A 20,090-nucleotide genomic window follows, 5' to 3' on the forward strand; every position below is an offset into this window, starting at 1 on the left:
CTATAACAAATCATCCAGCAAGACGCTGAATCCTACCGGGGCCGGAACAAGCTCAGGAGCTGGTGCAGCCTCCGGGAGAGGAATTCCAAAATACCTCAGTACGACATCAACGGCTTCCTGTTCGGACAAGCTCGTTTTGACTTTGGCATCCTTCCTGTCTTTCTTGATCTTCTCGATCTGAGCAGCAGCCCGTTTCTCGGCTTCGGCCCAGCATACCTCAAATCCTCCGGCAATTGTCTTACCGTCCGTCATGATAAAGACGGCGTGTTGGGGATGGTTCCGGATATAGTCGATCACCAGATTTCCCATGCGGGTAATGTCCGTCTGGTTTACTGTGGCAATCTCCTGTTGGATCTTCCGCAAAGCTTGCTGCAACATAGGTATCATTCCTCTCATATTGGATGCACCAGGGGCCAGATAGCCCCTGGTGATGAATCGAAAGAGTGACGATTAAGCAATGATCGTGACTTGACCATCTTCAATTTGATCGTGTAAATGAAGGGACAGGTATGCACTGATTTTATAAATTGCAGCAAGCTTCCATGCTCCGCCGTCAGCTTCGAACAGCGCCGCCTTTGGTCCGTTTTGCATCCGAAATACGAATTGGCTTTCGGGTTGCTCGATATCAACAAACGTCCGATATGGTTTAAGGAATACAGGATTCGGTAAAACCACATTACTAACTGTTGCTACGCCTGTCTTGGCCGTCACCTGCTGAGACACACCGTCATCACCTACCGCAGCGACGTTTTCCTCTTTGATATTGCCCACCACTGATAGCAGCGCATCTCGGTGATTGTTCTGGACGAAACAGCTCTGAAGAAGAATGTTGAACGACTCGACATCAAGAAAGTGTTCAAATGGGATCTTAGGCAGCAGAGCCGTCGCTTGGATCAAATGATTCCGGTTCATATCGCGATTGTAAGTGCTATACACATTTACTTCTGTTGCGCTGGCAACCTGAATCAGCACAGGCGGTTGATTATCGTAATTGCTTTTCAGGTAGTCAACCAAGCCGGAAAGATTTCGAACTACCAATGCCTTAGGCGTTTCCTGATAAATCGTGGTAAGCGGCTGAGTCGAGAATGTCCGACCGTTAATTTCTTTAATCTCCGCCGTGAACGCGGACACAATGTACTGTAAAGCTTCTTTGATCATCTTTTATCCTCCGAAAATAGTATGATGAATTACTTACCTGAACTTGCCGTTGACAACGTTCTGGAGTGGCTGGCCTGTGGCATCAGCAACGCTACCGGTATTGTTGATGATGAGCTGGTTCGGATCGCGAGTCATTAGTTCCTTGACGACTGCTTTTCCATCGCTGTCGAAATCAAACACAAATGATGTTGGGATTCCATTTGACGGCGCTAGTGACGATTTGACAGAAATCTCCGCGGCCCCTAGCTGACGAGTTTCGTTTGGTTTGAACGTGATCGTAGCTGTCACGGTCCGGGATGCAGTCGCTTTGGTATTTGGGTCGAGTACATTCTCAGCTAATTTGCGCAGCTCGATATTGAGCTTTTCGGCCAATCCACCGCCTGCAATGCTGTCTAGAGATATCGAATTGGACATGGTTTATCACCTCCCCCGTTTCTGACCTCTGGCCGGCTTCGCACGCGAAACTTCCACAACTTCCGCCGCCATGATGGGAATGGACCTGCCGTCAGAATCGCGCTTAAGCAGGAGAAACGGGCGCGCAATTCCCCAAATCTCAACGGCCTCTCCTGTTTCGCCGGATTCTAGGCGCACACGATCCCCCTTAAGTACGATCATGAAAACCAGACTCCTCCCTGATGCTTCACAGCATCGCCGGTGGCACGCCGTAGCATGCCCTCCACGATATTGTGAAACCGTTCATAGTGCCACTATGAGAGCCGCCATTTTCCCAACCCATTTACCCACCTGACCGGATCGTCATTTCGGTGTGCACCCCTACTCTGCTTCCTCGTATCAGTCCAGGCAGTTGCGTGGACTCATGGCAAACCTGACTTTGTCGCTTCTCCTTTTGATGAGGGAGTCAGCAAAGTCTAACAATGGAACCCTCATACTGGCACTATGATGACCAACCTAGTCCCCTATGGAGCGAAAAGGATACCTGGCCGCGAATGCGGCCGCATGCGCTTCATGAAACCGTTTCTTTTCATTCCGCAAGCGATCTGCGAGTTGACCATATTGCCGCGATTGTAAATCGCCTCCCTCCGAAAGCTTTTCCGCAGCTCTCGCTAAAAGCTCCAACTCCTGTCCATCGAAATGCATTGTTACCATTGCAGGTATGACACCAGGCGTGCTTTGACCCAAAGAAGAAACCTCCTTCCAAGAAAGAAGAATATGTACCATCGAATTAAAAATAGATTTTCAATCATCTTTCTCGTATATACCCCCGTATTATCCAAATAATCTGAGTAACCCAAGCACCTATTATGATTTCAAAGGCCAATTGCATCACTTTAACCCGCCTATGAAAATATTAGAAAATTGCCGTTCTAGAAAATCTGTCATCTTCGTAGCTTGAAACGACCACGCTTGACCCTTTAGCTTCGGGTAAAAAACAAATCCGCCATTTTCTACGTCCAGTACTTTACGAAAGCGAGAAGGATACAATATGTTCTCTTTTATCCAATCGCACTTTCTATTTACTCGTCGTTCTAAGTCATGCATCGACCAATAAACACCAGTTAACTCGTTCCGTTTCAATTCTTCGAACTCTACACGACCAATTAAAACTTTGTCTTCTGGGATTGGAATTGATAGTTGCACGTTGATTTGTTGCATTGGCAATCCCCTCCTTCTTTGTTTTGTACCTCCAATGCTTGTAAGGATGAAATTTCAATGTATATATCCCTGATGAGTTGTTCTTTTCTATTGCGTTTTTCTAATTCTGTCATATTTCCCTGCCCCTTTGTCGCCTATTTGTTGACTTCATGATCAAAAAAAATTGTCCATTCGACATTGAGTACTTTTGCTAATTGCTGTGCAAGGTTGACAGATGGTTTTCGTTTGGAGTTCTCGATGGCGTTGTAATACTGTCTAGTGACTCCAATTTGGTTAGCGACAGCTTCTTGAGAAAGTTTTAAAGATTTTCTTTTTTCAACTACAGATACCGACATTTGATCACCTCTTTCATGCACTTAATTTTTGTCGCCTATCCGTTGACTCAAATATAAATCAACAATTGGGCGATGTCAACAATAATTTTTTATACTTTAATTTAATTTTGTCAACTTTTTGTTTACTTTTATGATAATTGGTTTATAATAATGGATAAAGGGGGAGTTAAATTTGTACGGCAAAAAATTAAAAGAATTACGCAAAATTGAAGGTTGGACGCAAGAGGAGGTAGCAAAAAAATTAGGTGTGAGCAAGCAGACATACTCACATTACGAAAAGGAGCAAAGAAAGCCAGGCTTAGAAACAATTAAGGAACTTGCGGCGGTATACAAAGTAAACATTGATGACATTTTTCTAGCCGATAATAACCAAAACTCAGATCAAACACCTGCATTTGAAGTTATTGATATTGTTGGGAAAAATATAAAAATACTTCGTAATAAAAATAACATTACTCAAGAGGAACTTGCAGAGATTGCAGGTGTAACTGCGAAAGTGGTAGCTGCATGGGAGTCTGGAAAGGCCGAACCAAGGATGGGTGCAATTGAAAAAATCGCTCAGAGGTTCAATATCAAGAAAAGTAACATTATAGAGGAAGGTGGTATGGATGAAATAACACAACCATTAAGCTTGTCTGATTATTTTAGAGAAGAGAATTACACCGAGGATGAAATAAAGGAAATTTTAGATTTTGCCAAATATGTAAAGTCAAAACGTAATAATTCTTAATACAGGAAAGAGGGGTTCCGAGTGCCGTCTTACCAAAAACGAGGAAAAACTTGGCAGTATACCATTAGCCGCATGGTCAATGGAAAGCCTGATCCGATTCGTAAGGGCGGGTATGCTACGAAGAAAGAGGCGCAAGTGGCGGCCAGTGAAGTGGAGGCTGGTTTAAAAAAGGGGATAATACCACATTTAAAACCAGAACCATTTGATAATTATTTTGAGGAATGGGTGAAGGTGTATAAATCAGGAGTTGGAAAAAATACAAAGGAACGATATCTGAACACTTTAGAAACAATAAAAAAGGCCTTCGGTGGCATTCCTATTCAGAACATTACAAAGAGGTCGTATCAAGCATTTCTTAACGAGTATGGCAAAGAACATGCTAAGGATACAACACGTAAACTCAATACACACATAAGAGCTTGTGTGCGCGACGCGATTGATGAAGGTATTATACATGTTGATTTCACGCGGAAAGCTGTACTTTCAGGTTCTAATCCCGCAAAACGCCCAGAAGAAAAACACCTCAACTACTTCGAGAGTAAGCGCTTGCTAAAAGCATTTGATCTTTCGGCACTTTCTCATTATCTTATAATACTCGGTTTAACGTCTGGTATGCGATTCGCCGAGCTTGTGGGACTCAAACGCTCAGATTTTGACTTTAAGTCAAACATTATCAAAGTAAATAAAACATGGGGATACACAAATAAGATGCATGAGGGTTTTGGTCCGACAAAAAATGAACAGTCTGTTCGCGATATCAAAATGGACCAGAAAACAATGGATCTTTTCAAAGTGATGTTTGAAAAACGGCCTGATAACATCCACGGCCTGGTATTTTATAGTCCTTCCTCCAAATATAAAGTTTTAAGCAATAGTGCAGTAAATAAAGTTCTTAAAGAAACTTTGCAAAAACTAAACATATCACCGATCAGTGCGCACGGCCTTCGTCACACTCACGCAAGTATCTTGCTTTATAAACGGGCATCTATATACTATGTATCTGAACGTCTCGGGCATTCCGATATCGAAACGACTAATGCACATTATGCGCATATAATAAAAGAACTGCGCGAACAAGATGAAAAAGTCTCAATAAAAACCTTTGAAGATATTATGGCTATTTAGCACAAAAAAAATTCATTTTACACTTATTTTACACATTGAATATAAAAAACCTTGTTAAATCAAGGTTTTTGACCTATATATCAGCGTCCTCCTGGGACGTCCTTTAAATGAAAGAGGCCGCGAGATTTCGCGGTCTTTTTTGCCGTCTATCAAACTATAAAAAAAATCGCCCCGCAAGCGGCAGGGCAAAAACATATCCGATCGTCTTTGATGCGGATGGCGAAGCTTGTCACTTCGATTTGGCGCGATCGACGCCGGGGACGCTTGTTCCCGTTGGTGTGAAGCGATGCTCGTACGTATAAATCATATGTTCCTCAAGCGGCTTGCCGTCCAGCAAATGCTCGCGAACGAGCCGCCGGCCGGTTTCCGGCGTCATTTTTTGATACCATATGCCTTCAGGATACACCGTAACGACACAGGCATCCTCGCAGCGGCCGTTGCATCTCGTTCGCGTCGTATGTATAAGCCGCTCGGCGCCGAGCCTGGAAATCTCATCGCGGATTGCCGCCGTCGTTTCGTCGCCCTGTTTGCGCAGGCACGAGCCGCCGTTGCAAATCAGGACATGATGCCGGACTGTCGATAAATCCCACGTTGTCATCTCAATCATCCTTTCAACTGAATTCAAGGAGCATAGGCACATCCGCCATCAAAGCCGCCGTACAGGCGTGCCTGGGCCGGTAAATAAGCTCTGACGCGCTCCCCGCTTCGACAATAACGCCTAATCGATAAATGCGATACGATCGCACAACGAGGCTCTTACGGCAATATCGCGGGAAAGAAAGCAATAGGCCGCTTCCTTTAGCAGCTCGCTCACCTTCACTGCATAATGGCGGTCGGTCGAGCACACGCGACTGAACGTAAACGTCCAAGGCGGAGAGGTTCGGCGGGCACAGATCAGCTCAGGATCCGGTACGAGCGCCCGGGAGATGCAGATGCGCCGCAATTGCCCGTTGCAATCACAACTGTTTGTCTCGATTTTAATAGTAATAATTACTATTGATTATCAATAACTTGCTGCAAGTTGTCAACCTTCTTTTCCGCATTTAAAAATTCCGCAATCCGGTTGGCCGCGGAAACCGACTAAATGTTCACATGCACAAAAAAAGCTTAAACGTTGAAAAACGCGCCCTCTAGGGCTGGTATGTCATCGGCAACCCGAAAAAGCCTGCAAAAGTACATCCTTTTGCTCGCCGATACGCTGGCAGCGAAAAATTCCTGCAAAAGTGCAGGCTTTTCGGTGGATACGCGAGCTAAGAACCGTTTTAATCGAAAATTCCTGCACTTTCGCAGGCTTTTTCGCCAAAATGAACTATTTTCATAGAAAAAAACTGCACTTTCGCAGGTTTTCTCCATACCCGGCCATTTCGTACCCCCTTGTTAACCAGCCCAGCAAACCTGCGTGGGTGCCGCCGCCCAGCGGCATGGAGGGACTTTTACACTTGCTAGCCAACCCAGCAAACCTGCGCGGGTACCTCCGCCGCTCAACGGCATGGAGGGGCTTTTACACTTGCTAGCCAACCCAGCAAACCTGCGCGGGTACCTCCGCCGCCCAACGGCATGGAGGGGCTTTTACACTTACTAGCCAGCCCAGCAAACCTGCGCGGGAGAGGCGCGCTGGGAACAATCGGCCGCATCCGGCCAGGCCAGGTCACTTCGCGTCACGCGCGGCTGCGTCCGCCATTTAGGCGCAAATCTAAAAAAGCGCCCTCCCCTTTAACCAAAAAGGGAAAGACGCCTATCCTCATGAATTGCCGATAGCTCATCTCACACCTTCCCTATCTCCCGTAGGTACCTAACAGTGCTGTGCAAATAGGCAGGTCTCCTGGCTTCAGTGTCATCGTCTGCAGCGGCCTTCCCGATCGGCTGTGCAATCAGTGGCTTTGTTGCTGCGACTCTCCTGTTACAGTGGCGGGACCGCGCCGGCTTTGAACCGAACTTCCCTTTTAAGCTTGCCGGTGACCGCATAAGCGAACAGCTCATGACGAATATCGGACAAACACCTATTTCCGTTATGAAATTTTCAAGTCTAGCTGAAATTCTACTACCCATCTTACCGTATAGTGCGGAGGCGGACAACTAAATTTTACTTGGCAGCGCTTTCGCATTCATGAAAAAAACCGCCAACCCGTTCGGTTGCGGCTCTTCTGAATCTCCGTACGCTTATACGGACGGTCTGTTTGGCGGATGATGACCGGGCTCGGTCGAGTTCAGGTTTTCTTGAATCCGCTCGGACTGTTTGGAATGGTCTGCCGCGCTTTGCATTTTGGAGTTCATGCTTTTCCTTTTGCTCATGATGGCCTGCCTCCCGACGAATTGAGTAATTACAACTATAGTATGGGTCCGCGGCCGCTCAAGTATGCTGTAACTATCAGGTTATTGAAAAGCAGGTGCAAAAGCCCGCCGGGAACATATCCCGACAGGCTCTTGGTGGTGCCATCAGACGTCAGTGCTTGCGGTTCGGCAATTTGTCGCCGGGCCGTTTGTGGCCTTGAGTCCTTAAATTCTTCTCGGCTTTTCTCTGCTTGTCGTGCAGCTTGCTGATGAAATGGCTATCCATAAGCATTCGCCTCCTGAAGAAATAATGGCACTGCCTCTATAGAGTCTCACGCAAGCTCTAAATTTAAACGCATCGCCAGATTCAAAATAGCGCCTCTCGCCTCTGCGTTCGTTTTGATATTTTCGTAAAGCTCTTCAAATTCAGCGCGCTTGCTGACGAACGTCGGTTCGCTTTTAATGGCCGTATGCGTCCAGTTGATCAGAACGTTCTCGGCATGCGTCAAATCGTTGTACGCCCGATGCAATCCGACGCGCTCCACAATTTCTTCCATTTCCGCTTGTCCGACTTCTTTGCCTTGCTCCTTCAGCTGGGCAATGCGTTTATCGGCTTGCTTGCTGATTTGCAGAAAATGTTCTCTCGCTGCCAAATAATCGATCTGGGCTTTGGAATGTTTCTTTTTCATCGGTCATCACCTTTATCGTTTAGTAACTAGTTTGATTTTATTTATTGTAACAGTCCTTGTAATAAAATACAAAACTGCCGAAATGCCGGGGCGCCTCCTGGGGGACAGACATTTTCCAAATGCCGTACGCATACCCTTTATCATCATGCTCTCTTAAGGAAAGGGATGAACGTCTATGTGCGGAATCACGGGATGGATCGATTGGCGGAAAGACCTGACTCAATACCCGTCCATTCTAGAAAATATGACGGAAACCATGAACCTGCGCGGACCGGATGCTTCCGGCACATGGATCTCGCAGCATTGCGCGCTTGGCCACCGCCGACTCAGCGTCATGGACCCGGAAAACGGAGCCCAGCCGATGATTCGGAAACAAGGCGACTACACGTACACGATCGTATATAACGGGGAGCTGTACAACGCTCCGGAGCTGACGCAAGAGCTCAAGGCCCGCGGCCACGTCTTTCACACCACTTGCGATACGGAAGTGCTGCTAGTTTCCTTTATCGAATGGGGGCGGGCTTGCGTCGACCGGCTCAACGGCATTTTTGCCTTCGCCGCCTGGAACGATCAGGAACAGACCCTATACTTGGTCAGAGACCGGCTCGGCGTAAAGCCGCTTTTTTATTCTCATCAGAACGAAGTTCTGCTGTTCGGGTCGGAGCCCAAAGCGATATTGGCTCACCCCGATTTTAAAGCGGAGGTCGGCGCCGAAGGCTTGGCGGAAATATTCGCCGTAGGCCCTGCCCGCACGCCGGGACACGGCATTTACCGGGGCATGGCGGAGCTGAAGCCCGGACACTGCGCCGTGTTTGACCGCAACGGCTTGTCCATACGGGCCTACTGGAAGCTGGAAAGCCAGCCGCATCCGGACGATGTCGATGCGACGGCGCTCCGCATCCGCGAGCTGCTGAAAGATACCGCGGAACGCCAGCTCGTGTCGGACGTGCCGATTTGCACGCTGCTGTCCGGCGGGCTCGATTCCAGCGCGCTGACCGCTTTGGCCGCCGGCCGCTATAAGGAGAGCGGAAAAGGCGCCCTGCACACTTTTTCGGTAGATTATGTCGATAATGACAAACATTTTAAAGAGAGTGTCTTTCAGCCGAATGCGGATGCCCCGTGGATCAAAAGAATGGTTGAACATTTGGGCACCGTGCACCACGCCATCGAATTCGACACTCCCGAGCTCGTCGAATCGCTGAAAACCGCCGTCTTTGCCCGCGATACGCCAGGGATGGCCGATGTCGACGGTTCGCTGTATTTGTTTTGCCGCGAAATCAAAAAAGAAGCGACAGTCGCCATATCCGGCGAAGCTGCAGACGAAATTTTCGGCGGCTACCCCTGGTTTCACCGGGATGAAGCGCTGGAGGCCGGCACTTTCCCCTGGTCGCTCAAGCTGGCCAATCGCGTCGATCTGCTCGCCCCGGATCTGGTCGATTGGATCAAGCCTGCGGAATACGTAAGCAGCCGTTACCAGCAAGCTTTGGCCGAAGTGCCGCGGCTCGCCGGAGAAACCCAGAGGCAAAACCGGATGCGGGAAATGTCCTATTTGAACATCACCCGCTTCATGCCGACTTTGCTGGACCGCAAAGACCGCATGAGCATGGCCGTCGGGCTGGAAGTGCGGGTGCCGTTCTGCGATCACCGGCTGGTCGAATACGTATGGAATATTCCCTGGGAAATTAAAACGGCCGGAGACCGGGAAAAAGGCATTTTGCGCAAAGCGCTCAAAGGCGTTCTCCCCGATGACGTGCTCACCCGCAAAAAGAGCCCTTATCCGAAAACGCACAACCCGAACTATTTGGCGGCGGTAAGAAATTGGGTGCTCGACATCCTCGACGATACTTCGTCCCCGATTTTGCCGTTTATCGACGTGAAAAAAATCCGTGACCTGGCGAGATCCGAATCGACGGACTTCAATATCCCTTGGTTCGGCCAGCTGATGACCGGTCCGCAGCTTTTCGCCTATTTGGCGCAAGTGGACACCTGGCTGCGCACTTACAAAATATCGATCCGCTGATCGGCCGGCGGAAGAAGCGAAAAACCTGCTTAAATCCTTAGAACGGATAAGCAGGTTTGTTATTGTTTTTTCCTAATTCGCGGAAAGCTTGTCCAAAAAGATGCGAAGCGCCTTGGCTCTGTGGCTCATCCGGTTTTTTTCTTCGATCGTCAGCTCCGCCATCGTCTTGCCGAGAGCGGGAATGTAAAACAGCGGATCGTAACCGAAACCGCCGCTGCCCCTGGGCTCGCCGATCATATAGCCGTCACAGCTCGCTTCGGCTTCAACGAGCTCGTTGCCGACCGGATCTATCAGCGCCAGGGCGCAGACGAAGGCAGCTTCGCTGAGCAGCTCCGGATGCCCGCTTTGGGCGGCGGGCTTGTCCGCCGGAGGAATGGCGCCAAGCTCCCGCAGCAGCTTGGCGTTGTTGTCGGCATCCGCGGCATCCTCGCCGGCGAACCGGGCGGAGTACACCCCCGGCGCTCCGCCGAGAGCGGCTACGCACAGGCCGGAGTCGTCCGCCAGCACAGGCACATGCAAATGCGCGGATATGACCTGCGCTTTGATGCGCGCATTTTCCGCGAACGTGGAGCCGCTCTCCACGATGTCCGGCAAATCCGTGTAATCGGCCAAGCTGCGGACTTTGTACCCTTTTTGCCCGAACAGCTCGGCAAACTCCTTGACTTTTCCTTCGTTGCGCGTTGCGATAACGACAAATTTACTCTGCAGCTGCATGTTGCACCCCTCGTATGCGATCACTGATCGGTCCGAGCACCCTGCGCTGCTCCTCGATCATCGTCCGAATGCCGGACTCCGCCAGTGCGAGCAGCTCATCCAGCTCTTGACGCGAAAACGGCGCCTCTTCGCCGGTTCCCTGAATTTCCACGAATTTGCCCTGCCCGGTCATCACGACGTTCATATCCACCTTCGCCTGGGAGTCCTCTTCATAGTTGAGATCCAGACGGGACGCGCTGCCGATGACGCCGACGCTGACGGACGCCAGAAAGTCGTTGATCGGGAACTTTGCCAAATGCTTATCCGTTGCCAGCTTATTGATCGCAAAAGCCATCGCCACGAACGCCCCCGTAATGGACGTCGTCCGCGTGCCGCCGTCCGCCTGGATGACGTCGCAATCCAGCGTGATCGAGCGTTCGCCAAGCGCCTCCAGGTTAACGACGGAACGCAGCGCGCGGCCGATAAGCCGTTGAATTTCCATCGTCCTTCCGCCCAGCTTGCCTTTGGCGGCTTCGCGCTGATTGCGCACCTGCGTAGCCCGCGGCAGCATGGAATATTCCGCCGTCACCCAGCCTTTGCCCTGCCCTTTCATAAAAGGAGGGACGCGCTCCTCGATGGTCGCCGTGCAGATGACTTTGGTATCTCCTACCTCGATCAGCACCGACCCTTCCGCATGTTTGTTATAGTGAGGGGTTATTTTCATTGGCCGTAATTCGTCATTTGTTCTTCCATTGATTCTCATCATGCAGTTCTCCTCCTGTGGGCTTCCGGTAGGAAGCTCTTCTTCCATATGCATCATTGTAATGTAGTGCAGCGCTTTTGTAAAAAAAATAGGGGATTTTCCCAACAATTTTCCGTTTTATTTCCATTTAAATGTGGAAAGTTACATTTTTTTGAATTTCGTAATCGAGAAGACCTCTAGCGCAGTCGCCCTTCGAACAAGCGGCCGCGTAGAGGTCGTGAGCCGGTCAGCCTACAGCTTCACCGGATTTACATGTGCTGGGCGTGATACGGGTTTACTGTAGTTTTGATTGTCGGTCGACGTAATTTTTACGGCTCCGTCCACTTTGATTTGCACCTTGCTGGCGCCCGTATTTTCCGTGAGCGAAAGGATCACCGACTGCAGCGCGTCTGCGGAAGCTTTTTGATCCGCACCGAGCAGCTTGTTGGAGAAATCGACCGTAATCAGCCCGTCGGATTTCGTTACGCTCTTCACTTCGGTCGTCGCGTTCATAACCGCGGTCAAGCCTTTTTTCTGATCCGGCCCTTTGATCAGCTGGTCGACAACCGCTTTGGCGACATCGTCGGTTCTTTTGACAAGGCGAGTAACAGGTACATAATATTTGTAATTTTGATCGTTTTGATTCATGAAATACAGCGTAACCGGAGTCGCCTGGCCGAAGTCGGCATCCCCCGCCTTCTCGATGTTGATGCCCATCAGACGCGACATCGGCGTATCCAGCGGCGTTTTGCCTTTCGGCATTTCTTTCAGCTCTTTGCCGTCCACGCGAAGCTGCACTTTTTCAACCGTCGGAAATCCGGTAAGCGTCCACGTGATTGCTTCCAAAATTTTGCGCTCATCCTGCTGGTCATAATTCAAAAACTCCTTGGAAAAGTCTACCACAGCCTGCTTCTTCTCCGCCTGCACATTAACTCCGAGCACCTTGGTACCTTTCGGAAGCAGCGCCTGAAATCCCGAAGGAAGCAAGCTCGCAACCGGGCCTCCGTCGACCATGTACTCCAGCGTTGTGCGGGCTACGGACTGCGTCTTCGGCAATCCCAGACTTACAGGCGCGACAAACCCTTTCGCGTCCTTCACATAAACCGTCATTTGCGACGAATTGTCCGCCGCCATATCGATCGTTACCGCTGACGAGGTTGTCTTGGCGTCTGTCTCCGCACCGGCTTGCGGAGGAGCATCGATGTCGCCTTTTTGCCCGGAGCCCCAAATCGAGCACCCCGTAGTCAGCAAGGCAATCACCCCCGCGATAGCGGCTGAACGAATCCAATTTTGATGTTTCATATGCTTGTTTCCTCCTTTAATGGTACGCAGTTTTGCAACTGCCTCTTCCCTCGCGTCTAGCCTGTACTCTGCTTTCCGGTACTACTATGTATACGGGGCTTTGTCCGATTTATAACTACTTTTTGTCCAAGCAGGGACAAAGTTTATTGTCAGCGGGAGAAAACCACCCTCTCTGCACATCTCTATACAAGTACAAAAAAACTGGAAAATCAGATTGTTGAAAAAGTGACGGGGGGTAGAGGAACCAGCGGGGGGACAGGCGCTCTCTCCATCCCGGGCCTCTCCTGCACGGGTTGTGGAGCAAGGAAGGCGGTCTGGCAGAGGGAAAACCTGCAAAAGTGCAGGTTTTTTTCATGCGAATGGCTCATTTTGGCGAAAAGCCTGCGATTGTGCAGGAATTTTCGATGAAAATGAACCTGAGCCCCTGTTCAAAGCGAAAAGCCTGCACAATTGCAGGAAATTGTCGTGGCCAGCGCATCCATCGTGCAAAAACTGTACTTTTGCAGGTTTTTCTTCGCGCAACTAGGCAAATGGTTCGGTCAGCTCTGGCGTGTGGGTTCCCGGGCAGTCTGCACTTTATACGCAAATAGAACGTAGTAGACGTCCACGGCGTCATAGGGTTTTCGCAGGTTTCTCCATCGGCTCGGCCTGCCATTCAAGTCTCATGCCTGCCCGCCATGCAGCGCCGCAAACGCCCTCCGGGCATGACAAAACCGCCGGATGTACCGGCGGTTTTAAAAGCTTGACGCTTATTCAGTTTGCTTCGCTGGACCAATGGACCGGGTCTTTATCGATCGGCATCAGATGATAGACGCCGTACGTTTTGCCGACTGCAACGAGATCCGCATACGTTTTGATCGTAACGGAAGTGCCGTCCGCTTTTTTGATCGAAGTCGATTTCGTAACCGGGGAGTTCATATCGATCGCATTGCCGCGAATATGATCGGAGTCAAGCGCAGGGGCTGCTACAATGCCGTAAGCGTTGACCATTTCCGTTGCGCCTTTTTTCGATTTTGTGTAGCTTTTGTCATCGTCGGGGTGTACCCACTTGATGTTGACTCCGGTCATGGCAGGGACATCTTTCGGACTGATCAGCCCTTTGCTGATTTTGTACGAATAGTGCATCAAATAGGCGCGCTCTTTAGGCCTTAAAGTAGCGTTCACCGTAACTGTGATGCCTGCGTCTTTCATTGCTTTAATGAACTTTTCGGCCTTCGGTTTGAAGCCGCTGCTCAAATCGTTGACACTGCTGGACCCGGGGAATTCCTGCACCCATCTTTTCCCGCTAACTCCGCTGTAAGTCGAGGAGGCGCCGAACGCTTGGGAAGGTAAGATGACTGTTACCGCTAAAACCAAAGTTAAAACAATTTTCCATAATTTCATGAAGCATTCCTCCGTTGGTATGGTTTGGGTTCGATGAACCTAGCACCTTTATACCGGAAATGCCCAAGACCGGACAGTACACGTGTGTTCCCCCGCACTTTTTGCAGGGGGGAATTTCGATCCCCCCACAACAAAAGCAGTGATATCAAGCGGGCCTGGCCCATCACCGGCCGAAAGGAGCGGCAAAGCAGCGGCGCGATGCTCGCCTGGAGAGGCGCGCTCCGGGAAGAACAGGGAGAAGGCTGCTTCGGGGGGATGGCGCCGCTTGAGCGAACAAAAGCCCGCCTCGGAACCTTCCGGTTCGAGCGCGGGCTCTTCTTGTTCAGGGCGCGGTCAAATGATGTTTCTGCGCTTGGCTTGTACGGCCGCTTCCGAAAAAGAACGGGAAGCGAAATATTGATTGATCTTCCTGACATCTTTTTTAATCGTTTCGTACTTTACATACAGCTTATCGGCAAGCTTTTCCTTGTTCTCCTCCTTGAATTCGAAAGCCAGCCGCAAAAACTCGAGCTGCCTGTCTGTAAAAAACTGCTGTCTTTCTTTGCGCAAAAACCATCTGGACTGGATATGAGCATTGATCCGGTTGATTAATTCGAAGCGGTCAATCGGCTTGGCAAGATATTCGTCCGCTCCCGCATCATACCCTTTTTGTTCGTCATCGGCCCCCTTTGCCGTCAACAGGATGATTTTCAAATCGTCTACCGGCGGCGACTGGCGCAGCATTTTGCACAGCTCGTAGCCGTCCTTGTCCGACAGCAGCACATCAAGCAAAATTAGATCCGGGTAAACCTTATGCGCCATTTCCAGCGCTTCTTCGGCATTTGCGGCAAAAACCAGCCTCCACTGGGGCAGCTTGTTTAAATAATTCCGGATGACATGCCGGTCCGCTTCCTCATCCTCCACAACGAGGATCGTCGCTGTTTCCGGGTGAATCTCGGGATAGAACGCCGCTTCTTCCTCTTCGGCCGCTGCCGCTACTTCATGCTGCAAACCGCCATCCAAAACCGGAACGGGCAGCTCGCAAATAAGTTGGGAGCCTGCGTCGGGAACAGAGCGGATGGTTATCGTCCCGCCCATGAATTCAATCCATTTTTTGGCAATCGGGAGGCCGAAGCCTTGGCCTGGGTGCCCCGCAGTATCAAGAGACGGGATTTGATAAAACTCTTCAAAAATCATGTCAAGCTGTTCTTCCGGAATCCCATCGCTCGTATCTTCGATGCTGATTTGCAAAACATCCGGTTTCTGAACGGCGGAAATTTTGACGCAGCCCTGTTCCGTAAGTTTGAGCGCAATGCCGAGCAAATGAATAATAATTTGCTGCATTTTACCCTCGTCCGCACAAATCAGCATATCCGGAATTTCCCGGATCAAAGAGACCGAAGGCTTTTGCAGCGGGCGGAGCAGCAGCACGGCGTTGTCCACGGCGGATCTGAGCGGGAAAACCCGATCCTGCAAAACAATCCGCTCATTTTTCAAGCTGTTCCAATCGAGAATATCGTCCACCAGCCTGTTCAGCTTTTTGCCGTTGGATACGATCAGCTCCAAGCTTCTGCGGGCATTTCCGCTTGCATCATCCAGCAAAGACTGGGCGATCCCGACAATGCCGCTTAGAGGCGTCTGCAAATCACGGGATGCAACCGTCAAAAAGCTGTCCTTTAACTTATCGTACCGGGAACGCGCTTCGTTGCTGCGCTCAATCTGCCGCTTGTACGCCCGAAACGTGTCGGTCAACCGGAACCGCAAAACGACAAACAAAATAATAAGCATAGCAAGCATACCCGCATGCAGCAAAGTAAACGGACTGTGCAGCACAAATAAAAACGACGCGACGTCATGAAGCGCGCATGCGGTTACGATGGCAATCGCGGCTAGAACAAGCTGGGCTTGCGCGCGGTTTTTCATTGCCTGCAAGAAAACAACCCCGAAAGTAATGAGCGCGGAGGCGATCATGAATAGTTGAAACGGGGCCAGCGTCGATTGGACAGGAATGACTCCGATTCCGGATAAAACCGCCGCGCCGAAAGCATACAGCAGACTTGCCTGCCATAAGCGCCGCAGAACGAAATAATGGCCCGCCCCCGCCGTATGGCTGACTAAGCAAATAAAACCCCCGGTACCCGCATAAAGAGAAGTCATTTCAACCCAGCTCCACAATAGAGGGGCGTCAACAAAAAAATCTTTAATATCTAGCCGGGCAAACAAGTAGATGCTCAGGCAGAGGGCGAACCATCCGAAGGCAAACATAGCCGGCTCTCCTCGGGATTTTTTGTACATCATCAAGGCGACGATACCCGCTGTTCCGTATAAGAAGGAAAGCAGCGCCGCTAACGCTTCTTTTTTGACAAGCAGCAAAATCTGTTCGCTCCGTTCGCTGATTGTCGCTTCTCCGGCCACTCCGATGCGATCCCTCGTAGCCTGGACGCGGATTAGCAGCGTTTTGCCCGCGCTGTCTGGCGGAAGGGGGATCAGGCGGTTCGGAGTTCCCGCGTAAGCTACTTTCCCTGAAGGACGGATCGTTCCGAAGCTGTATATCAAGGACTTGTCCAAAAAAACCTCATAATTTCCGTAAATGATCAAATAAAGCCCGGCGTCCCGCCAAGTTTGTTCGGGCAGCTTCGTTTTTATCCAATACATCCCGGGATCGGCGCTCTTTTCAAACCGCTGCACCCGCTTTACCGGGCTCCATCCATCTCCATCATACCCGGACGGATCGGACCAGAGCGGTTTACCGTATTCGCCCGCAGGCGAATCGCCTTCCCTGTATTGCCAATACGACAGCTTCAGCATGCCATTAGCGTCATGCGCCTTCTTGTCCAACAGAGATTTCCCATACGACAACAAATAGACCAAAATCATGCCCAAGATTACGATTACGATAAATTTCCTCATAATCCACCCCTCTATGCTGTAAAATTTTTGGGTAAAATTCCTATTTTTATTATCCCACGCCCAAGGTATAGGTCAAGAACAAAAATAGTCCCTTCTCCGTTTGTGGAGAAAGGATCCTTTGCACGATTGCTTTTTTCTCCACATAAAAAGCCCTCGAATCGCTCCTGGGTAAGAAGCATCGAAGGCTTACATGGATCCGTTCGCTGACCGGGATCAGATCTTTAATTCCCCAAGCTTGATCAGTTCTACAACCGCTTGTGAACGACCCTTTACGTTCAACTTCTGCATGACGTTGGAAATATGATTACGCACGGTCTTTTCGCTGATGAAGAGCTGCTGCGCAATATCTTTCGTAGTTTTGTCCTGCACTAAGAGTTCAAAGACTTCGCGTTCGCGGTTGGTGAGTAGAAACTTGTTTTTGTGGTCGCTGCTCATGGATGTGTGTCACCCCTCCTTGCTCGGGTATTGGGAAATACAAGGTATAGGGATACAGTCAAAATAGTTTATGAAGAGCCGCAATCAATGGTGCTGTCAATCGGCAAAAATGGGCGTTCTCCGCTTTTGAGTTTCATCCTGAGCCGTGGTAAGCTGAAAAGAGGTATTTTTGCCGGAAAGGAGACGGCTTCGATGTTCAGGCGCGACTATTTTATGCGGCAAATTGAGCAGTTGACCGTTACGCTGAACCGCATTTTGTTTCATAAGGAGCAGCATCAGTTTGGCGAGGCGCAGCGGCTGCTGGAAGAAGCCAGCAGGCATTTGCTGGGGTTGAATGTCCATTCCCTGCAGTCTTTGTCCTGCAAGGACATTTTGGATTTTTTGACGTATCAGGGCAATCTAGATTCGGGCAAAGCGCTGATCGTCGCGGATTTGTTCAGGGAGCAGGGCGACCTCCATCAAGCGGACAAGCAGCCTGAAGAAGCGTACAGGTATCATCTGAAATCGCTGGAGCTGCTGCTGATGCTGGACCGATTGGACGAGGAGGATCAGGCCGATATTCGCAAAGAGGCCGCTCCCCGCATTGAGCAGGCGCTCGAACGGTTGACACGCTTGCACCTGCCGGCGGAGGTGAAGCTGCTGCTGTTTGAATATTATGATGAGAACGGGCGATTTTCCAAGGCGGAAGATGTGCTGTTTCATTATATGGAGGATCACCCCGGGGATGAGCTCTTTATGGAGCGGGCCCGGTTGTTTTATGAGCGTCTGCTGCTTGCGGAGGAAGACGTTTTGCTTGCGGGCAATTTGAGCAAGGAAGAAGTGCTGGAAGGCTTAAGCCAATTGAATGAAAAATTCGGCTGATTGCTGATCGTTGGCGGCATGGCATGCGGCCCGGAAAATTTTATTTTTTTGCAGACAGAGGTGTGAGGGGCAATGGTTTGGTATCAGGAAAGTTTTGGGAATGATTATTTAGTCGTTTATAAGCACAGAGATTTGCAAGGTGCATACCATGAAGTGAAGAAAATGATGGACTGGCTCCATTTGGGCCGGGGGGCTCAGGTGCTGGATTTGTGCTGCGGCATGGGGCGCCATTCGATGGCTTTGGCCGAATTCGGTTATCAGGTGACGGGCGTCGATTTGTCGGAAGTGCTGCTGGCCGAAGCCGTGAAGCAGGACAGCGGCAAGCAGGTGGAATGGCTGCGCGGCGATATGCGGGAGGTGCCGCTGGACCGCAGCTTTGATGCGGTTGTGAATTTGTTTACTTCTTTCGGATATTTTGAAGAAATGGAGCAAAACGAGCGGGTTTTTCACGAAATGCGCCGCCTGCTGCGGCCGGACGGCAAGTTCATCGTCGATTACCTCAATCCTGAGCATGTGCAGGCCAATCTCGTTCCCCTGTCGGAACGGACGGAAGAGGGGCTTACGATTCGAGAAACCCGGGCCATTGAAGACGGATACGTCCGCAAGCGGATCGTCATTTCCGAGGAAGGCAAGCCGGATCGCCGCTATTTGGAACAGGTGAAGCTGTACGGCCGCAGCGAGTTTGAAGCAATGCTGGGCCGGGCGGGGCTGCATATCGATCATGTCTACGGCGGTTACGACGGCCAGCCTTACAGTACGGAGCAATCCAGCCGCATGATTTTTGTCGGACATCGGGAAGGATAAGGAGTCAAGAATGAAAACAGCTATCGATTGCAACGACTACATCGTTCAAGTCAAAGTTCCGCTGCCTTTCCCGCTGCGCTGGGTGAACAGCTACCTCGTCCGCGGCGAAGCCAGCTGGACGCTCATCGATCCGGGGCTGCGCACTCCGGATGCGGAGGCGCTCTGGCACGCGGTGCTGCAGGAGCGCGGGATCGCGTTCGAGCACGTCGAGCAGATCGTGCTCACCCATCACCATCCCGACCATTACGGGATGGCCGGCTGGTTCCAGGAGCGCACGGGCGCGCCGGTCCTCCTCTCGGAGGCCGGCTGGCGGCAGGTGCAGCTCCTGTGGCAGGGCGAGCAGCCGATGTCGGCGCTGCTGCTCGATTTGTTCGCCCGGCACGGTTTGCCCGCCGCCGGGCTGGAAGAGATGACGAAGCACATGGCCAGCTTCGTCCCGATGGTGTCGCCGCAGCCGCAGGTGACGCTGCTGCGGGAAGGACCCGTGCGCCTCGGGGACCGGGCGTATGAAGCGATCGAGACCCCCGGCCATGCCGCGGGTCATCTGTGCTTCTACGACGCCGAGGCGGAGGCGATCTTTTGCGGCGACCACGTCCTGCCGCAAATATCGCCGAACGTCAGCTTCCTCCCGGAGGTGGAAGACAATCCGCTCGGCGCGTACCTCTCCAGCCTGCAGGAAATCGGCAGGCTGCGGGTGACAACGGCTTACCCGGGGCACCGGGAGCCTTGGTCCGATTTTGGCGCCCGCGCAGCGGAGCTCGTGCGCCATCATCATGAGCGGCTTGCGCTCATGGAAGGGTACTTGCGCGAGGCGCTCAGCGCATATGACGTCTGCCGCGCCGCCTTCGGCGACCGGCTGACCGTGCACCAGCTGCGCTTCGCGCTGTCGGAGACGATCGCGCATCTTGTGCTGCTGGAAGCGGAGGGCCGGATCAGGCAGCTGGAGCCGGGTGCGGACCGTATCCTATATATAGCGAATTAGAGGAATGCGAGTTTTCGGAAGCGAATGGGTATACGATGGTAGTCGGCGGCTTTGCTC

General features: G+C 51.0%; 22 protein-coding genes and 1 riboswitch. Of the genes, 6 read left to right on the forward strand and 16 right to left on the reverse strand.

Features of this window, described 5'->3' with window-relative positions:
- The 6 genes from AC3G2T_RS04445 to AC3G2T_RS04470 form a co-directional block, all read right to left on the reverse strand.
- Positions 1–378 carry a hypothetical protein gene (locus tag AC3G2T_RS04445; RefSeq protein WP_488434667.1) on the reverse strand — a complete coding sequence of 126 codons (378 nt, stop codon included), beginning with the start codon at positions 376–378 and terminating at the stop codon, positions 1–3.
- A 72-nt stretch (positions 379–450) separates the two neighbouring features.
- Positions 451–1,158, reverse strand: coding sequence for a hypothetical protein (locus AC3G2T_RS04450; protein ID WP_488434668.1), 708 nt, complete (start codon positions 1,156–1,158; stop codon positions 451–453).
- 33 nt (positions 1,159–1,191) lie between these two features.
- Positions 1,192–1,572, reverse strand: a complete 381-nt coding sequence (locus AC3G2T_RS04455; RefSeq protein ID WP_488434669.1) for a replication terminator protein — start codon at positions 1,570–1,572, stop codon at positions 1,192–1,194.
- Positions 1,573–1,578: 6 nt separating this feature from the next.
- On the reverse strand, positions 1,579–1,773 hold the full coding sequence (locus AC3G2T_RS04460; protein WP_488434670.1) for a hypothetical protein: 195 nt from the start codon (positions 1,771–1,773) through the stop codon (positions 1,579–1,581).
- A gap of 669 nt (positions 1,774–2,442) precedes the next feature.
- Positions 2,443–2,772, reverse strand: a complete 330-nt coding sequence (locus AC3G2T_RS04465) for a DUF771 domain-containing protein (protein WP_488434671.1) — start codon at positions 2,770–2,772, stop codon at positions 2,443–2,445.
- Between the two features lie 134 nt (positions 2,773–2,906).
- Positions 2,907–3,107, reverse strand: coding sequence for a helix-turn-helix transcriptional regulator (locus tag AC3G2T_RS04470; protein ID WP_488434672.1), 201 nt, complete (start codon positions 3,105–3,107; stop codon positions 2,907–2,909).
- 172 nt (positions 3,108–3,279) lie between these two features.
- Here AC3G2T_RS04470 and AC3G2T_RS04475 point away from each other — a divergent pair, with 172 nt between their 5' ends.
- Together AC3G2T_RS04475 and AC3G2T_RS04480 are read left to right on the forward strand one after the other, a co-directional pair.
- Positions 3,280–3,837 carry a helix-turn-helix transcriptional regulator gene (locus tag AC3G2T_RS04475; RefSeq protein ID WP_488434673.1) on the forward strand — a complete coding sequence of 186 codons (558 nt, stop codon included), beginning with the start codon at positions 3,280–3,282 and terminating at the stop codon, positions 3,835–3,837.
- A 21-nt stretch (positions 3,838–3,858) separates the two neighbouring features.
- Positions 3,859–4,962: a tyrosine-type recombinase/integrase gene (locus tag AC3G2T_RS04480; protein WP_488434674.1), complete on the forward strand. Its 1,104-nt coding sequence runs from the start codon at positions 3,859–3,861 to the stop codon at positions 4,960–4,962.
- A 229-nt stretch (positions 4,963–5,191) separates the two neighbouring features.
- Here AC3G2T_RS04480 and AC3G2T_RS04485 read toward each other — a convergent pair whose 3' ends face one another.
- From AC3G2T_RS04485 to AC3G2T_RS04500, 4 genes are all read right to left on the reverse strand, one after another.
- Complete coding sequence (locus AC3G2T_RS04485; protein WP_488434675.1) at positions 5,192–5,560, reverse strand: (2Fe-2S) ferredoxin domain-containing protein; 369 nt, start codon at positions 5,558–5,560, stop codon at positions 5,192–5,194.
- Positions 5,561–6,757: 1,197 nt separating this feature from the next.
- Positions 6,758–6,956, reverse strand: a riboswitch (cobalamin riboswitch).
- A gap of 166 nt (positions 6,957–7,122) precedes the next feature.
- Positions 7,123–7,254 carry a hypothetical protein gene (locus AC3G2T_RS04490; RefSeq protein WP_474680467.1) on the reverse strand — a complete coding sequence of 44 codons (132 nt, stop codon included), beginning with the start codon at positions 7,252–7,254 and terminating at the stop codon, positions 7,123–7,125.
- A 151-nt stretch (positions 7,255–7,405) separates the two neighbouring features.
- Positions 7,406–7,519 carry a DUF4023 family protein gene (locus tag AC3G2T_RS04495; RefSeq protein ID WP_474680468.1) on the reverse strand — a complete coding sequence of 38 codons (114 nt, stop codon included), beginning with the start codon at positions 7,517–7,519 and terminating at the stop codon, positions 7,406–7,408.
- A 46-nt stretch (positions 7,520–7,565) separates the two neighbouring features.
- The gene (locus AC3G2T_RS04500; protein WP_474680469.1) at positions 7,566–7,922 is read right to left on the reverse strand and encodes a hypothetical protein; all 357 of its coding nucleotides are present in this window, start codon (positions 7,920–7,922) and stop codon (positions 7,566–7,568) included.
- Positions 7,923–8,097: 175 nt separating this feature from the next.
- Here AC3G2T_RS04500 and asnB point away from each other — a divergent pair, with 175 nt between their 5' ends.
- Complete coding sequence (asnB, locus tag AC3G2T_RS04505; protein ID WP_474680470.1) at positions 8,098–9,942, forward strand: asparagine synthase (glutamine-hydrolyzing); 1,845 nt, start codon at positions 8,098–8,100, stop codon at positions 9,940–9,942.
- Positions 9,943–10,014: 72 nt separating this feature from the next.
- On the opposite strand, the gene AC3G2T_RS04510 is transcribed toward asnB, so the two are convergent.
- From AC3G2T_RS04510 to AC3G2T_RS04535, 6 genes are all read right to left on the reverse strand, one after another.
- A complete protein-coding gene (locus AC3G2T_RS04510) occupies positions 10,015–10,656 on the reverse strand; it encodes an XTP/dITP diphosphatase (RefSeq protein ID WP_474680471.1) in 642 nt (213 codons plus the stop codon).
- The gene (rph, locus tag AC3G2T_RS04515; protein ID WP_474680472.1) at positions 10,640–11,401 is read right to left on the reverse strand and encodes a ribonuclease PH; all 762 of its coding nucleotides are present in this window, start codon (positions 11,399–11,401) and stop codon (positions 10,640–10,642) included. The genes AC3G2T_RS04510 and rph overlap by 17 nt, the downstream gene beginning before the upstream one ends.
- A gap of 228 nt (positions 11,402–11,629) precedes the next feature.
- A complete protein-coding gene (locus AC3G2T_RS04520; protein WP_474680473.1) occupies positions 11,630–12,679 on the reverse strand; it encodes a GerMN domain-containing protein in 1,050 nt (349 codons plus the stop codon).
- A gap of 753 nt (positions 12,680–13,432) precedes the next feature.
- Positions 13,433–14,062, reverse strand: coding sequence for a hypothetical protein (locus tag AC3G2T_RS04525; protein WP_474680474.1), 630 nt, complete (start codon positions 14,060–14,062; stop codon positions 13,433–13,435).
- Positions 14,063–14,395: 333 nt separating this feature from the next.
- Positions 14,396–16,951, reverse strand: a complete 2,556-nt coding sequence (locus AC3G2T_RS04530; RefSeq protein ID WP_488434676.1) for a response regulator — start codon at positions 16,949–16,951, stop codon at positions 14,396–14,398.
- Between the two features lie 213 nt (positions 16,952–17,164).
- Positions 17,165–17,386: a helix-turn-helix domain-containing protein gene (locus AC3G2T_RS04535; RefSeq protein WP_488434677.1), complete on the reverse strand. Its 222-nt coding sequence runs from the start codon at positions 17,384–17,386 to the stop codon at positions 17,165–17,167.
- Positions 17,387–17,473: 87 nt separating this feature from the next.
- Between AC3G2T_RS04535 and AC3G2T_RS04540 the strand changes: the two genes are divergently transcribed.
- From AC3G2T_RS04540 to AC3G2T_RS04550, 3 genes are all read left to right on the forward strand, one after another.
- Entirely contained in the window at positions 17,474–18,247 is a 774-nt protein-coding gene (locus tag AC3G2T_RS04540; RefSeq protein WP_488434678.1) for a DUF6483 family protein, read from the forward strand.
- A 72-nt stretch (positions 18,248–18,319) separates the two neighbouring features.
- Positions 18,320–19,051 carry a class I SAM-dependent methyltransferase gene (locus AC3G2T_RS04545; RefSeq protein ID WP_488434679.1) on the forward strand — a complete coding sequence of 244 codons (732 nt, stop codon included), beginning with the start codon at positions 18,320–18,322 and terminating at the stop codon, positions 19,049–19,051.
- A gap of 10 nt (positions 19,052–19,061) precedes the next feature.
- Positions 19,062–20,033 (forward strand): MBL fold metallo-hydrolase, encoded by a 972-nt coding sequence (locus AC3G2T_RS04550; protein ID WP_488434680.1) that lies wholly within the window; start codon positions 19,062–19,064, stop codon positions 20,031–20,033.
- The last annotated feature ends 57 nt before the right edge of the window (positions 20,034–20,090 follow it).

Source organism: Paenibacillus sp. sgz302191, assembly GCF_057749925.1.

Bases quoted from the DNA above. Each gene is read 5' to 3' on its own strand.
- AC3G2T_RS04445 (WP_488434667.1), bottom strand. From the start codon at position 378: ATGTTGCAGCAAGCTTTGCGGAAGATCCAACAGGAGATTGCCACAGTA.
- AC3G2T_RS04495 (WP_474680468.1), bottom strand. From the start codon at position 7,519: ATGGATAGCCATTTCATCAGCAAGCTGCACGACAAGCAGAGAAAAGCC.
- AC3G2T_RS04490 (WP_474680467.1), bottom strand. From the start codon at position 7,254: ATGAGCAAAAGGAAAAGCATGAACTCCAAAATGCAAAGCGCGGCAGAC.
- AC3G2T_RS04455 (WP_488434669.1), bottom strand. From the start codon at position 1,572: ATGTCCAATTCGATATCTCTAGACAGCATTGCAGGCGGTGGATTGGCC.
- AC3G2T_RS04550 (WP_488434680.1), top strand. From the start codon at position 19,062: ATGAAAACAGCTATCGATTGCAACGACTACATCGTTCAAGTCAAAGTT.
- AC3G2T_RS04510 (WP_474680471.1), bottom strand. From the start codon at position 10,656: ATGCAGCTGCAGAGTAAATTTGTCGTTATCGCAACGCGCAACGAAGGA.
- AC3G2T_RS04545 (WP_488434679.1), top strand. From the start codon at position 18,320: ATGGTTTGGTATCAGGAAAGTTTTGGGAATGATTATTTAGTCGTTTAT.
- rph (WP_474680472.1), bottom strand. From the start codon at position 11,401: ATGATGAGAATCAATGGAAGAACAAATGACGAATTACGGCCAATGAAA.
- AC3G2T_RS04500 (WP_474680469.1), bottom strand. From the start codon at position 7,922: ATGAAAAAGAAACATTCCAAAGCCCAGATCGATTATTTGGCAGCGAGA.
- AC3G2T_RS04450 (WP_488434668.1), bottom strand. From the start codon at position 1,158: ATGATCAAAGAAGCTTTACAGTACATTGTGTCCGCGTTCACGGCGGAG.
- AC3G2T_RS04520 (WP_474680473.1), bottom strand. From the start codon at position 12,679: ATGAAACATCAAAATTGGATTCGTTCAGCCGCTATCGCGGGGGTGATT.
- AC3G2T_RS04465 (WP_488434671.1), bottom strand. From the start codon at position 2,772: ATGCAACAAATCAACGTGCAACTATCAATTCCAATCCCAGAAGACAAA.
- AC3G2T_RS04530 (WP_488434676.1), bottom strand. From the start codon at position 16,951: ATGAGGAAATTTATCGTAATCGTAATCTTGGGCATGATTTTGGTCTAT.
- AC3G2T_RS04540 (WP_488434678.1), top strand. From the start codon at position 17,474: ATGGTGCTGTCAATCGGCAAAAATGGGCGTTCTCCGCTTTTGAGTTTC.
- AC3G2T_RS04470 (WP_488434672.1), bottom strand. From the start codon at position 3,107: ATGTCGGTATCTGTAGTTGAAAAAAGAAAATCTTTAAAACTTTCTCAA.
- AC3G2T_RS04525 (WP_474680474.1), bottom strand. From the start codon at position 14,062: ATGAAATTATGGAAAATTGTTTTAACTTTGGTTTTAGCGGTAACAGTC.
- AC3G2T_RS04485 (WP_488434675.1), bottom strand. From the start codon at position 5,560: ATGACAACGTGGGATTTATCGACAGTCCGGCATCATGTCCTGATTTGC.
- asnB (WP_474680470.1), top strand. From the start codon at position 8,098: ATGTGCGGAATCACGGGATGGATCGATTGGCGGAAAGACCTGACTCAA.
- AC3G2T_RS04535 (WP_488434677.1), bottom strand. From the start codon at position 17,386: ATGAGCAGCGACCACAAAAACAAGTTTCTACTCACCAACCGCGAACGC.
- AC3G2T_RS04460 (WP_488434670.1), bottom strand. From the start codon at position 1,773: ATGATCGTACTTAAGGGGGATCGTGTGCGCCTAGAATCCGGCGAAACA.